This window comes from Roseimaritima sediminicola, from assembly GCF_009618275.1.
GTDB classification, from domain to species: domain Bacteria; phylum Planctomycetota; class Planctomycetia; order Pirellulales; family Pirellulaceae; genus Roseimaritima; species Roseimaritima sediminicola.
The window spans coordinates 91,145-106,656 of sequence record NZ_WIAD01000015.1; the positions used below are offsets into that span (position 1 = coordinate 91,145).

The window sequence follows — 15,512 nt, forward strand, 5'->3', positions numbered from 1 at the left end:
TCCTTTGGAGTACGTTCTCATGTCCTCAACGCGTCGCGATTTCCTGAAACAAACCGGTCAAGCAGCCGCAGTGGGTGCCCTGGTCACCGGTGCCGCTCGACAAGCTCATGCGGCAGAAGACAATACGATCCAGTTGGCCCTGGTGGGTTGCGGCGGTCGTGGAACCGGTGCCGCGCGCAATGCTCTCTCGGTGGACAACGGCCCAATCAAACTGGTCGCGATGGCCGACGTGTTTGAAAAGAACCTCAAAAACAAGCACGTCGCGCTTTCGGGCAGCAAGTCGATCGGTTCCAAGGTGGATGTGCCCGAGGAACGCCGCTTCATCGGCTTCGATGCGTATCGCAAAGCGATGGACTGCCTGCGTCCCGGCGACGTTGTGATCCTGGCCACTCCGCCGGCCTTCCGCTGGGTCATGTACAAGTACGCCATCGAGCGCGGCTTGAACGTGTTCATGGAAAAACCCGTCACGGTCGATGCCCCGACTTCGGTGCGGATGCTGGAGATCAACAAGCAGGCCGAAGCCAAGAACTTGAAGGTCGGCGTAGGCCTGATGTGCCGTCACTGCGAAGGTCGACAGGAATTGTTCGACCGCATCCAGAACGGCGAAATTGGCGACCTTCATCTGCTGCGTGCTTACCGGATGGCCGGGCTGACGGCGACCGCCGCCGTGCTGCCCAAGCCCGAAGGCATCAGCGAATTGATGTACCAGATCAAAAACTTCCATGGCTTCCTGTGGCTCAGCGGCGGTGCGGTCAGCGACTTCTTGATTCACAATATCGACGAGTGTTGCTGGATGAAGAACGATTGGCCGGTCAAAGCCATGGCGGTGGGTGGACGGCATTACCGCGGCGAGAACGTCGACCAGAACTTCGATGTGTACGGCATCGAATACACCTTCAAGGACGGTGCCAAACTGATGGTCGATGGACGCACCATTCCCGGCTGCAAACAGGAATTTGCCAGCTACGCCCACGGCAGCAAAGGCAGTGCGGTCATCTCCACCGCCTCGCATACGCCGGCCAAGTCGCGGATCTTTACCGACCAGACGATGGAGAGCGATTCGCTGGCGTGGGCGTTCCCGCAACCCGAACGCAATCCCTATCAGTTGGAATGGGACCACTTGATCGACGCCGTCCGCAACGACCTGCCCTACAACGAAGTCGAACGCGGCGTGATGGCCAGCGCCGTGACGTCCATGGGCCGCATGGTGGCGCACACCGGTCAGGAAATGACGCTGGAGCAATTCATGAAGCACGATCACGAGTTCGCGCCGGAGATCGAATCGTTGACGCTGGATTCGGAATCGCCGTTGAAGGCCAACGCCGACGGCAAGTACCCTGTGCCGATGCCGGGCTTGGTCAAGAAGCAGGAATACTTGACCTAACTCGGTAGGCGAGCGTTGCGTTCCTCAGATAAAGCTCCGTCATGAATGCTTCCAAACCGGTCCTCGTCGTGGGTGGAGGATTGGCGGCCCTGGCCTGCGCCACGCGTTTGCACGAAGCGGGCCGCGAGGTCCGGATCGTCGAAGCGACCGATCGCTGGGGCGGTAGCGTGCGCACCGACCGAGTCGATGATTTCCTCCTCGATCACGACTTCTTCCCGCTGCGAACGGGCGGGCCGGCGACGCAGCGGTTGTTGGATCTGGACAAGTTGCGACTCGAACCACTGGGCGAGCCGATCGCGATGCGCTCGGAAGACCGCTGGATCGAGGACCCGTCGATTCGTTTTGACCACAGCCGGGCGGCGGAATTCCGCGAGGTGTTTGCACCGACCCAGCGAGCCGCCTGGGCACGGCCACACGACGGTGTGCAGGCGGTGGCGTCGCAATTGGCCGGACGGCTGCCGGCGGCGACTCGGTCGCTCCGCTGCACCATCGCGTCGCTGGCCCGCGGGGATGCGGAGACCAGCGATGGCCAACGGCTGGCGTACCAACACGTGGTCCTGGCATGCGGCAGCTCGGCGAGCCAACGGTTACTGGACACAGCGGGTCGAGCACCGACAACGGACGCGGCGGCCAGCGCTGGCCGGCTGCGGACGTGCTGGTATTTTTCCGCACCTCTGCCGCCTCGTCCGGAAGCCTCGATAATGCTCTTCGCCGACTCCGAAGCGCGGCTCGGCCGCGCAGCCGATTCCGCTGAGCCACGTGACGGCTCAGCCAGCGACGACGCCATGCGAATCACTCAGATTCATGTCTCGGGTCCGGCCCCACAACGGTCTCGTACTGCGGCAGCAACTCTCGTGGGTGTGCTGGCCAGTGGTCAACACGCGGCCCCCTGGGCACTGGAAGGTGCCTTCCGAGAACGGCTGGAAGCATGGTTTGGCGAGGACGTGAAGCGGTGGCGCAGCCTGCGCGGGTTTGCTCGCAAGCGATCGGCCGCATCACAAGTGTCGGTCGGCAGCGGCGAGAGCGATGCCCACGAGATCACCGTTTGCCAACGTCCGGAAGGAGACGGCATCGAGGAACGATTGGCCAGCGGTTGCCGTGCCGCCGACCGTGTGTTGGACCTTTTGTCGGATCCGTAAGCATCCTGCGGGATAGGTTTTCGACCGGTGAAATAAAAAACCATCGAGTTGATGGGTTCGTCCGCAACGGGGCCCTGACGCACGGTTATGCGTCCACACACACGCGTTCGGCAGGCGTGTTCGGTTGGTTCGGTTGGTTCGGCTGCGGATCGGCAACGAAAGCGTCCAGCCGTTCGACCTGCACGGTTTCGAGGCAGAAGGTCAAACGATGTTGTGGCTGTATTTCGCGGCGCAGCTGATCCATCATCCTCGTAGCCGACTCCTTTGCTGCGATCACCTCGATGCGGACTTGTGGAACCGCTTGCGCGCCCCCCAGTTGCAATTGTTGGCGTCCGGCGCCGCGGCAAGGAATCGACGTGTAGCCGCTGGCACCGAGCCGCACCATTTCGGCTACGATCAGGGGTTCCAGATCGGGGTGGGTGATGATCGTCAAACGCTGGACCGTGCAAAGTCCTTTGCGGCGGGCCGATTGGGCGTGACCGGCAAAGGGTTGATGAGCATCGAGTCCGACCACGGTGAAACAGAGCCCATGTTGTTCGAAGTCGTTTTGCATCTCGTGCAGTTTGTCCATCACGCTATGGTCGACCAACTTGGTTTCAGAGAGGTCGAGTTCGACATTCTTGCGTTCGATTAAGCCGACACGTTCGATTTGACGACGGATCGGGATCCAGTTGCTGAACACCGCGGATCGGTAGGCGGTCAAGCGTACCGTCGCACCGTCGTCGGCGGTGATCTCGATCTCGGGTTTGAACAGGGCTCGCAGCGAAACGCCGTTGGTCAAGTGAATGGCGGCCTTGGTCGCAATCCCGATCGCGATTCCAATCAACAGGTCGGTTGCCAGGACCGCGACCAGGGTGACGGTGAAGATGACCAGTTGTTCGCGTCCAATTTTCCAGACATTCATGAATTCGCTGGGGTGCGTCAAGCGGAACCCGGTATAGATCAACATCGCGGCGAGCGCAGCCATCGGGATCCGATGCAGCACCATGGGGATCAAGGCGACGCACACCAACAGAAACATCCCATGCCAGAGGTTGGCAAACCGGGTGCGGGCACCGTTGTCGATATTGGCTTTGCTCCGCACGATCTCGGAGATCATCGGTAGGCCGCCAATAAATGCACAGCACAGATTTCCGGCACCGACGGCGACCATGTCGCGGTCCATGCTGCTTTTGCGCTTCCAAGGGTCGATGATGTCGATCGCCTTGGCGCTCAACAACGACTCGAGACTGCCGATGATGAAAAACATGAAGATCCATTTCCATGCTTGTGGCTGTTCGAGCGCCGTAAAGTCGGGTGACGCGATGGAATCGAACATGCCGAACACGCGATCCGGCATCGCGACTAGAAAGTTCTCGCCCAGTTGGTATTGATGATTCTGAAGCGTATAGGAATGCGAGTGCATCAGATTGAATGCCATGCCCATCGGGATGGCGACGAGCAACACGATCAATGGAGACGGCAGGACTTTCAGCAGTGAGACTTTGCGGGTAACGATCGGCCAAATGAACATGATCAAGACACTCGTCACGCCGATCACGGCGATCGCGGGGTTGGCCGAGGCGACGTAGTGAGGGATTTCCCGCAGCATCTCTAGCGGCTCGCCCGACGCGCTGACGCCCAAGGCGACCGGGATTTGTTTGACGATGATGATCACGCCGATGGCCGCCAACATGCCATGCACCGCGGAGATCGGAAAGAACTCGCCCAAGATCCCCGCCCGAAAAACACCGAACAGAATCTGCAGAACCGCGGCGACGACTCCCACGGCCAACGCCGCTCGATAGGCGGCGGTGTCGACCTCCGTCCACCCGCCCACCATGCCATCGCCACCAAAGTCCCCGATACATCCGATCGCAATCACGATCAAACCCGCCGCGGGGCCTTTGATGGTCAGTTCCGAATCGCTGATGAACGTGGCCAGCACCGAGCCGACGATCGCCGTAAAAATGCCCGCGATGGGTGGATAACCGCTGGCAATCGAGATCCCTAGACAGAGCGGCAAGGCGATCAAAAAGACGAGCAGCCCCGAGATAAAGTCGTATTTGAAGTAACGCGTCAATCCGCGCAGATCACCACGGGGTTTGTCGGAGGCGGTAGGCACAGGAGGGCTCATTTCGGACTTTCCTAATGGGTTCGGTTGCTTCGTCGGTGATCAGTGGGAAACGGAAACGGGACGAGTGATAACGTTCTGCTCTTCCGAGCCGGCGTCGAGTATGCGGGCGACCGTTTCGTCTTCGGTCATCGGGTTGCGCTGGCGTTGACGAGTGAGTTCCGTGGCGGCGTGATACCGCGATGCGACGCCGGGCTGGGGAACCAGTCCCCCGACCAGGATCAGCAGACTGAGGATCAGGACGGCGACCTGCTCGCTCCGTCGCGCATGCATCGGAATCAGGGTTGGATTGTGCCGTCCGGTAAAAATACGAAAGTAGGCCATCAAGACCGTGATCCCGTTAAGTGCCGCGGCGATCACCACCATCGTTCCGACCCACGGGTAAATATCAACGGCCCCTTCGATCAACAGTTCCATGCCTACAAAGCCGACCGTGGCCGGGAATCCGATGGATGCTAAACCGGTCAACAAAAAGAAACCGGAAAAGATGGGCATCTGGCGATACAAGCCGTGATAATCAACCAACGAGATACGCGAGATGCGGGCCTCGATGCTGCGCAGCGTGATGCCGAATCCGGTCAACGACAGGCCGACCGATAACCATAAACACAACGCCCCGGTCAAACCAATCGGGGTCACCAGTTCCAACCCCACCAGGACCAACGAGGATTGGCTGAGCATGATGTAACAGAACATGCGGCGGGCTTCGCGTTGTACCAACGCCATGCCGGCGGCGTAGACCGCGGTCAGCAGCGATAGGATCGCGATGCTCTGCAGAGCCCACGAAGGAGCGATCGGCAACACCAATCGCATCACCGCGTAAGCGCCTACCAAGGGGGTTGTGAACAGGATCGCCGTCCCCAAGGTGCCCTTTTCGAACAGGTCCGCGATCCAGAGGTGAAACGGCACGATGCCGCTACGCAGCAGTGCCGCGGCCGTCAGCAAGGCCCCCGGGATCAACGCCGCGGGTGAGTTCACGTCGACCATCGACAGCCAGGCCCAACCGCCCACCAAGAGGGCCACGAACAGGCTCATATGCAGCGTGTAGATCCGTGTGCAGTGGCCGCGTTGACGCAGCTCCAAAAAGGGCGGGATGGTCGATGCGGCCAACAACGCCACCAGCGTCCAGGAAGTGCGGCAACTGAAGGTCGCCAACAACAAGGTCTCCGAAATGAGCGCTGCTTTTAAAGAGAAACGCGGCGATTTGGTGCGGAGCGTCGACATGATGATGACCAAAAAGATCAACGCAGCCAACGGCAATTGAAACGCGCTGAGCTCATCGACGACAAAAATATCGCGATCGAACAGCCAATCGAGAAACAAACGGCGATCGTGAGCCTCAAAAGCGCCCAGCAAGATAAAGTCGAGCAATTCCCCCACCGTCAACGCGAACGTGACTGACGCGATCGCGATCGCGTGCCGCAACACGCTCGCGCGTGCGCCCAGCAAATGAATCCAAACCGCGCCCAACAAAGGGGTCAGGATCGAGACTTCGATCCAAGGAAAGTGAAGTTCAGTCATGTCGCGGCCCTGCCGGTTGATTCGGGATGCAGTTCGATTCGGTCCGATTGACGATGGTTCTCGCTGGATAACCGATTGGTCGCGCGACGTTCGATTCGATCAAACCACCGGAACAGATTCATGAACGGTCCCACCGCCCATTTGTCCAACGCGATGTCCATAAAACCACGATCGAAACCAAATCGATAGAGCCAACCCTGCAAGCCTTCGGGAAGATGGCGTGTCCAGGGCGAGGCTCCTTCGGGCAGACGTCGTCCGAGGGCATTCTCCAGTTCGTTGTAATCACGCAGTAACGTCGGAGCTCGCAACAATTGCATCGTTCGCAAACAGGCATGGCCGATGATGTGAATCAACGCCAGGTAGCGTAGCCCCAGCCCAATCTCCACCACGATGATGCCAACCTGGGTCAAGGAGGCGTAAGCCAAGGAGACCTTGACGTCGTTTTGCACGCGTGACATCAGCGCGCCACAGCCCGCGGAGATCAAGCCCAGCGTGATTACCAGGGCCTGCAACATCAGCGACGCTTCGAGCAGCGGGCTGACTCGCAGCAGCAGATAGACACCCAAGTGCACCGACAGCGCGCCGTAGAAAATCGCGCTGGAGGGCGTCGGCCCTTCCATCGCTCGCGGCAACCAGCCGGAAAAGGGAAACAGTGCCGATTTTCCTGCAACCGCGATCAACAACAAGGTGCCGACCCCAAACGCTTGTTGCGACGTGATCGCGGCAACCCCTTCGGGCCAGACGCCGGATCCCATCAGCCCCCCTAGATCGCCTTCGCCCGTCATGCTGTGCATGGCGATCGCGGCGATCAGAAAAGCGGCGTCGGCGAGTCGATAGACCGACCACACCCGTTGCCCATTGCGAACCGGATTGCGGCGCTGGTGGAAGTAGGCGACCAACAATGCCGAGGACAACCCGACCATTTCCCAGCCGACGAACAAAGTTTCGATGGTGCCAGCAAGCGAGGAGATGACCATCCCACAGAAGAACACCGCATAGTAGAGAAAGAAACGTCCAAAGCCCTCTTCACGATGCAGATAGCGGCGGGTGAACGCGCCGACCACGCCGCACAGCACGCAAGACAACAACAAGAAGGGAATGCTCAAACGATCGAACACAAATTTCAAACTGAAATGAAACTCCTGCTCCGGGATCGTCACCCAATCGCCCAGTTCCACCGGGACATAACGCGTCCCCACCATCAACATCAGCGCGAGGATCATGATCCCCGGCACCATCGTGAACAGGACGCCCATCTGTGTCAGCCGCGAGATGCTGGTTTCGCTCAAAGGCCGACTGAACAGCGTCGATAGCCCTAAGATTGCAAGCAACCCGACGGGGCTTGCCACCACCACGGTGCCAAGAATTTCAAAGGCGGTTTCAGTGAAGTTCATCAAGGCTTTCCTGACGCGGGGTTTCTTTGATCGAAGCGAAATCGAGATGTCCCCGTTGGCCTCGATACCACCTGATCGACGAATCCACTTCGGGCAACTCCGAAGTCTCCGGGACAAACGGTTCGTACTCGCCCTTGACGTATCGCAACAGCGTCGATGTTTCCGGATCAAGCAGGGCGATCTGAATCCAGTTGCCTTTGACGAGCCGGGCGATCGCCGGGTTCTCTGCGATCACGAGATCCATCTTTTCGGTGGTCGTTTCGATCACGAACAAATGACGCAGCGGTTCGTGTATCTCGATCATCTGCTGCGACAATCCCGGACGCAGATCGCTGGCCGCGCCGGTCATGACGCCCAACATCGAGGCGACGTTGTGGGGCAGTTTGGATCCGCACCCATAGCCTTCGGTGTCCACCGTGGAAAAGTAGTACTCCAGCGCGATTCCGGCACAAACCGGAATCGCCGCCGCGAGAATTCGTGCCAACACCGAGCCCTGTTCGTCATCCACGCAGGGATCATAAGAGGTCAAGAAAACGCGGCGATCGGCGAACAAACCTCGACTCCACTGGCGGCGACCGACAAAGGTCAAGGCGTTGGTGGCGTGGTTGTATTCGGGACGGGCCTGGGAGAGGTCTTCGCCGCGCTGTTCGACATGCTCGAGTGCTTGCCGCGGAGTCAAATCGAGCGGTGCCGATTCGAATCGTCGGGCGCGTTCGTGAGCATTGCGGGCACGAGTCTCGTTGACACTTTTTTCGATCCGCCGAAACAGCGCTCGGTGGGTGCGTGGCAACAAGTCGAGGTCGTAGTACTCGACGTGGTCGCTGCAGGTGTTGTGGAAGGCGCCGACGAAGCGGACGTTCTCAGGGATCTCCACCCCACGCTGGGCTGTCAATCGTCGCACGCGTGGATCGTTGGCCATCATCGCGAACGCGCGGGCGTTGGGGCCGCCGCGGCCCCCGCTGCACGCACCGCAGTTGTAAGCGGATTCGTGGGGGTTGTTCAAACTCGCCGAACCGTGACCAAAGAAAACCAAGATCGGCGGAAACCGATCGACCACGCCGATGTCCTGGAGGATGCGGACGACAATCGCAGCCATCTCATCGAGGCTGTAACCGAGCGACTCGGGCGCACAGCCGGGCTCGTCCGCTTCGCGTTCGAGATGCAATTCGGTGGCGGGCGGACGGGTGAAGGTCCCCAGCGATTTGCGAATCCGTGACGTCAAACCGGGCGCCATGATCCGAGCGACCATCGGAAACGTGGCGATCGCGCCGAACACGCCCGTCACCCAACCGCCGATCAAGGTTCGCGAACTGGCATGCACTTGGTGGGTGAATTGTCCGATCCGACGTCGTCGATTGGCCCGTCGCTGGTTCACGTCGACCGCCGAGAACAGCGGTTCCTCGCACACGTAATGCTGCGGCGTGACGATGGCGGGACAGAGCGGACGATAATGAGCATGGTCCGCACCTTGGTAATACATCGCCACCGCATAATAGCCAGCCGCCGATGCCGTTTCGCATTCGCGATCCACTTCCTCTAAATGCCGGCGGAACGATTCCTCTCGATCATCGATACAGAAGATGGCCAGAAACGCGGGCGTTTTCTTGACACCATGATCGCCTTGCCGACGACGTCGTGAATGGCTGGCCACCGCACTGAGCGCCGCGACTTGATAATGTCGCTCGTAGGCGGCGTGCAGAATACGCCGACGCTCCAGCGACGAGAAGGCTTCGATCTCGCGAACCAAACATCGCCACTGAGAATCGGCCATGTCGAGCAATTGTTGGGGAGTCCAGCCGCTGACCTGCGCCAGTTGAAACACCGTGTAGGTGCGCTGCTCCAGCGAGGCTCCTCGGTCACGCGGCGATTGAACTTCGGCAAGCCGTTGAACTTCCTGTAAATCACGGGTGCCGAACTGTCGCCGTCCGACCTCCGCGACCGCGTGACATTCCAGAATCAAACGAATCGCAAGGTATTCATCCAGTGATCCCTGAGGGATCGGTTTGGGCATCCAAGGCGCGTCCGTCTCCATCTGCCAGATCATTCCCGCCCAGCCCTTCAGAGCCAGCAGCGCCGAGCACACTTTGCGATCGAACTCGGCGGGCGGAACTCCCAGCCTTGCCAGCGAGTTACCGATCGAGGTGAGTGGATCGAATGGCCCGTCCAAAATCGCCTGCAACTCAGCCCGCATCCCCTCCATCCAGCTCGGTTTGACGGTCATGCGCTGCAAGTACAACTTGGCAAACGCTCGGGCAAACCCTTCGTCACGATGGGGCAAGGCCCAAGTCGCAAAACCTTGATCGAGGAAACCGCCACAGCAGCGAATCAGGACATCGTTGACCAGCGCGTCGATGTCGTCTCCGGTCGCGGCGAGCAGGAGATCGCGAATCTGTCGCGGCGCCGCTTCACTTGACGAGGGCAGATCTGCGGCGCTCACCCCGTCGCGACATACTCGCCACAACAATTCCAGCACAAAGGCTTCCCACTGCGCCTCGTTCCATGATTGAACCTTTTCGCCGCGTGATTCACGGAGCAGCGATTCGACGACCGGCGGCAACCGACTCGCTGCCGCACCGCGATGGCCCTTGAGTGGATCGGCCGCCGAGCTCGCCGCGGCATCTGCGCGAGCGGGATGGTGAGGCGACGACTCGCGATCTCGCATCACCCAAGCCCGTGTTCGCTGGATCATCTGTTCGCGACGAGGAGCGGAAATGTCATCGCGGAACTGACGCAACATGTCGGTCTCCGCCAGCAGCCAACGCAGCTCCGCATCGGGGACCGTGTGCAACGTCATCTGCAGCATCGCCAACCGCAGGGTGTAGCGCGTCCCGAAGCTGGCGACCAACTCATCGGCCTCGTCCTCGAGATCATCGATCAGAACCTGACGTAGATCGTCGACGGAGATGCGGCCGCGATGTAGCTCGCTTCGATAACGGTCCTCGCTGAGGTAGGGCTCGCAACCGTACAGGTTTCCTCCTGCGATGACCGCTTCCTCAAACGGTAGATCCTCGAACCGATGAAGCGTGTTGTGGTGCACGAAGATCGAAATCGGACCCTGCGTGGGAAGGTAACCGGCCGCACGCGCGATCGCCGAACGCAACACGCCGGAACGATCGGGCGAGCGTGCGGAGGGGGCATCTGGATCTAGCACCAGACTGGAGGTGGCATCTTGCATCGACTCTTTCCTAAAGGCGACTGGGCCGGGGGGGGGGGCGCGGGGGCCGGGGGGCACGCGGGGGCCGACTCGGCGCGTGGGCCGACTCGGCGCGTGGGCCGACTCGGTGCGGGACCGCCTGGGCGCGGGGGTGACTCGGCGCGGCGCGGGGGCGACTCGGGGACGGTGTGCCAGCGGGTAAAGCAAGGTGGATGCCAGTTCCCGACGCACGGTCTCGCTGCCGAGCCTGCAATCGCGGAATCTGCCCGCAAAAAACGTCGCCAGAAAAGTTTTCGGTTTTCTCCGCTACGATGGAAAAGTCGCTGCAACAAGGCGTGAGGGTGCAGAGTTGTGCAGATGCGTGCAAGTTATTGCAGACACGCCGAAACCGGCTGCCGGTGGCCCGCTTTCGCAGCGTACCGTTAGTGCAGCCCGTACCGCCCCATCTTGTAGTGCAGCGTGCGGACGCTCACCCCGAGCGCCTTGGCGGTTCTTTCGCGGTGCATCTCACAGGCTTGCAGTGCCATTTGGATCGTCTCACGCTCGCAGCCTTCCACCGCTTCCGCCAGTGAATGGGGCAGGCCGCGATTGCTCGGTTGGGAAGGGCCGAGTTCGCTCGGCAGCTCGATGTTATTAATTACGTTGTCGTCGTGCGTGACGACGATTCGCTCGATTACATTGCGTAGTTCGCGGACGTTGCCGGGCCACGCGGCGGCCGAGATCGTCTGCATCGCCTCGGGCGCGAGTCGTTTGATGGCTCGTTTGTGACGTTGACAGAAGTGTTCCAAGAAATGTTCGACCAACAGCGGGATGTCTTCACGCCGCGCTCGGAGGGCGGGGACTTGGATCGGGACCACATTCAGCCGATAGAACAAATCTTCGCGAAAGGTGCCTTCGGCGATCAAGTCTTTGATGTTGCGGTTGGTGGCCGAGACGATTCGCGCATCGGCTTGCAGCGATTGTTCGCCACCGACGCGAGTAAAGCGTCGCGATTCAAGCACGCGCAACAGATCCACTTGGCTCTTGGCCGACATCTCGGTCACTTCGTCTAAGAACAGGGTACCTCCGCAGGCTTGTTCAAAGCATCCCGGTTTCTGGCGGGTGGCACCACTAAAGGCTCCCTTCTCATGCCCGAACAGTTCACTTTCGAGCAACGATTCTGGCATCGCTCCGAGATTCACGGCCACGAACGGACCACCGCTGCGATCACTCAAGTCGTGCAGCGCGTGAGCCACCAATTCTTTGCCGGTGCCGCTCTCGCCTTGGATCATCACGGTGGCTTCGGTCGCGGCGACCTGGCGAATCTGCTGCAACACACTCTGCATCGCGGCGCTACCGCCGATGATGCCGGAGACTTCACCAGCTTCGGCGAGGCGATTTCGCAGTTGTTGGTTTTCAACGCGGAGCCGGTGGTACTGGCGAGCCTTGCGGACCTGTTGGCGAATGAGATTCAAGTCGAGCGGTTTTGAAATGAAGTCAAAGGCGCCCGCATGCATCGCTTCGACCGCCATCGCGACAGTCCCATGTGCGGTGATCATGATCACCGCGGTTTGGGGTTGTTTGACGAGGATCTTTTTGAGCAATTCAATGCCGGTCATCTGAGAATTCAGACGCACGTCGGCGATCACCAATTGGTAGTTCGCCTGCTCGGTTTTTTGCAGTGCGTCCTCGGCATCCACCGCGGTTTCGACGACGTCAGCTTCGCCGGCCAACCCCTTGGCCAGCCCCGAACGGATGTTCGGTTCATCATCGACGACCAGCAAGCGGAAGGCATCAGTGTTCATGGCTTCCCTCCATTGGCAGCAGCACTGAAAATTCGGTTCCTTTAGGGCTGGTGCGAAAATCGATGCTGCCGGCGTGTTGACGAACGATCTTGTCGCACACTGCCAATCCCATTCCGGTACCGTCGTTGCGAGTGGTGAAATAGGGGTCAAAAATCTGTGATTGAATCTCCGCGGGGATGCCATTACCGGTGTCGTGGACATCGATGCGAATGGAATGCTCGCGGCGGCTCAAGCGAAACCGCAAGGTTCCTCCCTGGGGCATCGCGGCCAACGCATTGAGCGCCAAGTTCAACAGCACTTGTTCGAGTCGCCCCGCATCGGCTTCGATCGAACCGAGTGGTTGGGGCGGCAACTCGACTTTGACGATCACGTTTTGCTGTTTGGTTTGCGGGTGAAGAAAGCGAACTAATTTTTCGATCAGCGTGGCGACATCGACCCAGGAGCGTCCCAGTTCGTGGACGGAGGCATAGTTGCGAAAACTATCCAACACGTCCGTGATCCGCGTCACTTCGGTATGCAGCACATCCAGCATATCCTGGGTCTCGGTGTCGGGAGGATGCGTGCTGAGATGCTCTTCCAACAATTGTAGATGAAGCGAGAGGGCGCTCAGCGGATTCTTGATCTCATGCTGCAGTCCGGCGGCCAACGAGCCGAGGCCCATGTAGCGTTCCATCCGCCGTAGACGTTGTTCCATGAGAACCCGCTCGGTGACATCGTGCACATGGATCACCGTGCCGATCGCCTCGTTCCGCCGGTTCTTCAGGCGGGTGCAACCCACGCGTAGCGTATGCTCGTGGCCGTGGCGGCGGATCGTGTAGTCGCGATCACGAATGGGGGCTTGATGCCGATTGACTTCATCGCAGATCGCATCGAGTGGGGCGTGTTCCTGGCTCGCTTGCGACGGCGTCATTCCCTCCCCGCTGCCCTCGGGCAATCCCAACAGCTCTCGACCGCAGGGGTTCAGGCTGGTCATCCGTCCTGTTCGATCGGTCGTGATAATGCCTCCATCCAAACTGGCGCGAATGTCGGTCGCCAAGATTTGCGCCTCGCGCAGGGATTGCTCGCTGCTGACATAACCTCGCACCACCACGGCAAACGCAATGGCCGTGCCCACGATGTTCAACACCAACAACAATGAGAGTTTGCTGCGCAAGCGGATGTCACTGGACAGCTCCTCGACCACCGCCATGTCGCTTTGTGGCAGGTGCGTGATGATGCGGGCGACGATCTCTTGTTCGCGCGCGACATCATGAAAAATCCAAGCCGTTACGCTCAGCGCCACGAGGCTCAGCAAAGCAAAACCCGCCGCAAAACGACGCACCCCACGTCCGGCGGGAAGGTGGAAGACCGTGGCGTTTGTCGGGTTGGAAGGCATGCTTGTGCACTTCGGGTGCGAGAAAGATGAACCGCTTTTCAAGGGGAATCGCGAGGGTTGCATCGGGGCGAAGTCTTTCAAAATAATTGCAGTTCCGCAATATGCCCCGTTAAACAGCCCGGCCCCTCACTACGACCGGGCGGCCGCTGGCAGGACCGACGGCAAGGACGGGTCTACTTTCTCCGCGACGCTCGCTATAACCAAGGTTATCCGCTCCGGCCCACCAGCCGAACGCTCCGAACCAGAACCGAATGGGGAGATTCCTTTGTCGTCGACCGCTGACCCGTCCACCTCACCCACGCTCTCGCACGTCTTTGACAATGGTTTGACGGTCTTGGGCGAGCCGATGCCGTGGCTGCGCACGGCGGCGTTCAGTCTGTGTTTGCCGGCCGGCGTGCAGTGGGAATCGGAGCGGCACGCGGGGTTGGCGGGAATCGTTTGCGAGATGGTCCAGCGCGGGGCGGGATCGCGCAGCAGCCGCGACATCGTGGCGCATCAGGACAATTTGGGGCTGGACCGCTCGTCGGGCGTTTCCACGGCCAATGTGTCGTTCGGGGCGGCGATGCCGCACGCTTCGCTGCGGGCGGCGCTGGAGCTGTATGCCGACATCGTCCGTCGTCCTCACCTGCCGGCCGACCAACTGGACGACGCAAAGGGGATGGCTCTGCAGGAATTGCGAGCGATGGCCGATGAACCCACCCAGCGCGTGATGACGCGGCTGAAAGCATTGCACTACGGGCCGGTGCTCGGACGCAGCGTCTACGGTAACGAAGCCGGGGTGCGAGCGGTGTCGTCCGATGAGGTCCGCGACTTCTTCAAAAATCACTACTCGCCGGCCGGCGGCATCCTAGCGGTTGCCGGACATTTCGAGTGGTCCGAGATCCTGGCTGAAATCGAAAGATTGTTCGCCGACTGGCAGCCCAAACCGCGCCCCGAAGCGCCGCAGATCGTTCGCTTGCCGGCGGCGTACGAACATATCTCGCACCCCAGCCAACAGACCCACATCGGCTTTGCCTATCCGGCCGTCCCGTATGGCCACGCGGACTACTTCTCGCTCCGCGCCGGCCTGGGCGTGCTGAGCGATGGCATGAGCAGCCGATTGTTCGATCGCGTGCGGGAGCAGCGCGGGTTGTGCTACAGCGTTTCGGCCAGCTGCCACAGTTTGCGTGGCGTGGGCGGCGTGTTCGGTTACGCGGGGACCACGGCCGAACGGGCCCAGCAGACCCTGGATGTGACCCTGGCCGAGATCCAGGCTCTGGTCGAGGGCGTCGAGGAGGACGAGCTGCGGCGTTTGAAGGTCCGCGTGCAAAGCAATCTGATCATGGAACAGGAATCGAGTGCTTCGCGGGCCTCCTCGATGGTCAGCGACTGGTTTCATCTGGGCCGAGTCATGTCGGCGGAGGAACTGGAACAGCGGATCGAAGCGGTGCGCAGCGAGGACATCGTCGATTACTGGCAACGCCACGTCGCCCAGGACTTTCGCATCGTCACGCTCGGCCCCGACCCCTTGGAAGTGCCGCGGTAGGGTGGCGCAGGCGCCGGTGGCGGGGATCCGGTTCGCTCTTGTTCTAAGCACGTCGCAACATTTGATTCGCCTTTACTCTCCCACTGGGAGAGTCGGGCTCTTAGGCCCGGAGAGGGTTTTCGT

At 60.4% G+C, this 15,512-nt stretch carries 9 protein-coding genes; 3 read left to right on the forward strand and 6 right to left on the reverse strand.

The annotated features are described in order from the left end of the window. Nucleotides 1-19 precede the first annotated feature (19 nt). Together GE027_RS10040 and GE027_RS10045 are read left to right on the forward strand one after the other, a co-directional pair. Nucleotides 20-1,384: a Gfo/Idh/MocA family oxidoreductase gene (locus tag GE027_RS10040; RefSeq protein WP_153557059.1), complete on the forward strand. Its 1,365-nt coding sequence runs from the start codon at nucleotides 20-22 to the stop codon at nucleotides 1,382-1,384. Nucleotides 1,385-1,425: 41 nt separating this feature from the next. Beyond that, nucleotides 1,426-2,523: an FAD-dependent oxidoreductase gene (locus GE027_RS10045; protein ID WP_153557060.1), complete on the forward strand. Its 1,098-nt coding sequence runs from the start codon at nucleotides 1,426-1,428 to the stop codon at nucleotides 2,521-2,523. 85 nt (nucleotides 2,524-2,608) lie between these two features. Here GE027_RS10045 and GE027_RS10050 read toward each other — a convergent pair whose 3' ends face one another. From GE027_RS10050 to GE027_RS10075, 6 genes are all read right to left on the reverse strand, one after another. Further along, on the reverse strand, nucleotides 2,609-4,627 hold the full coding sequence (locus GE027_RS10050; protein WP_237607436.1) for a SulP family inorganic anion transporter: 2,019 nt from the start codon (nucleotides 4,625-4,627) through the stop codon (nucleotides 2,609-2,611). Between the two features lie 51 nt (nucleotides 4,628-4,678). Next, nucleotides 4,679-6,157, reverse strand: a complete 1,479-nt coding sequence (locus GE027_RS10055; RefSeq protein ID WP_153557062.1) for a proton-conducting transporter transmembrane domain-containing protein — start codon at nucleotides 6,155-6,157, stop codon at nucleotides 4,679-4,681. Further along, a complete protein-coding gene (locus GE027_RS10060) occupies nucleotides 6,154-7,551 on the reverse strand; it encodes a proton-conducting transporter transmembrane domain-containing protein (RefSeq protein WP_153557063.1) in 1,398 nt (465 codons plus the stop codon). Before GE027_RS10060 ends, GE027_RS10055 begins: the two co-directional genes overlap by 4 nt. Continuing rightward, a complete protein-coding gene (locus GE027_RS10065; RefSeq protein WP_153557064.1) occupies nucleotides 7,538-10,726 on the reverse strand; it encodes a DUF2309 domain-containing protein in 3,189 nt (1,062 codons plus the stop codon). The genes GE027_RS10060 and GE027_RS10065 overlap by 14 nt, the downstream gene beginning before the upstream one ends. Before the next feature lie 401 nt (nucleotides 10,727-11,127). Then, the gene (locus GE027_RS10070; RefSeq protein ID WP_153557065.1) at nucleotides 11,128-12,489 is read right to left on the reverse strand and encodes a sigma-54-dependent transcriptional regulator; all 1,362 of its coding nucleotides are present in this window, start codon (nucleotides 12,487-12,489) and stop codon (nucleotides 11,128-11,130) included. Next, nucleotides 12,479-13,864 (reverse strand): two-component system sensor histidine kinase NtrB, encoded by a 1,386-nt coding sequence (locus GE027_RS10075; protein WP_153557066.1) that lies wholly within the window; start codon nucleotides 13,862-13,864, stop codon nucleotides 12,479-12,481. Before GE027_RS10075 ends, GE027_RS10070 begins: the two co-directional genes overlap by 11 nt. A 265-nt stretch (nucleotides 13,865-14,129) precedes the next feature. Here GE027_RS10075 and GE027_RS10080 point away from each other — a divergent pair, with 265 nt between their 5' ends. Beyond that, nucleotides 14,130-15,389: a M16 family metallopeptidase gene (locus GE027_RS10080; protein WP_237607438.1), complete on the forward strand. Its 1,260-nt coding sequence runs from the start codon at nucleotides 14,130-14,132 to the stop codon at nucleotides 15,387-15,389. The last annotated feature ends 123 nt before the right edge of the window (nucleotides 15,390-15,512 follow it).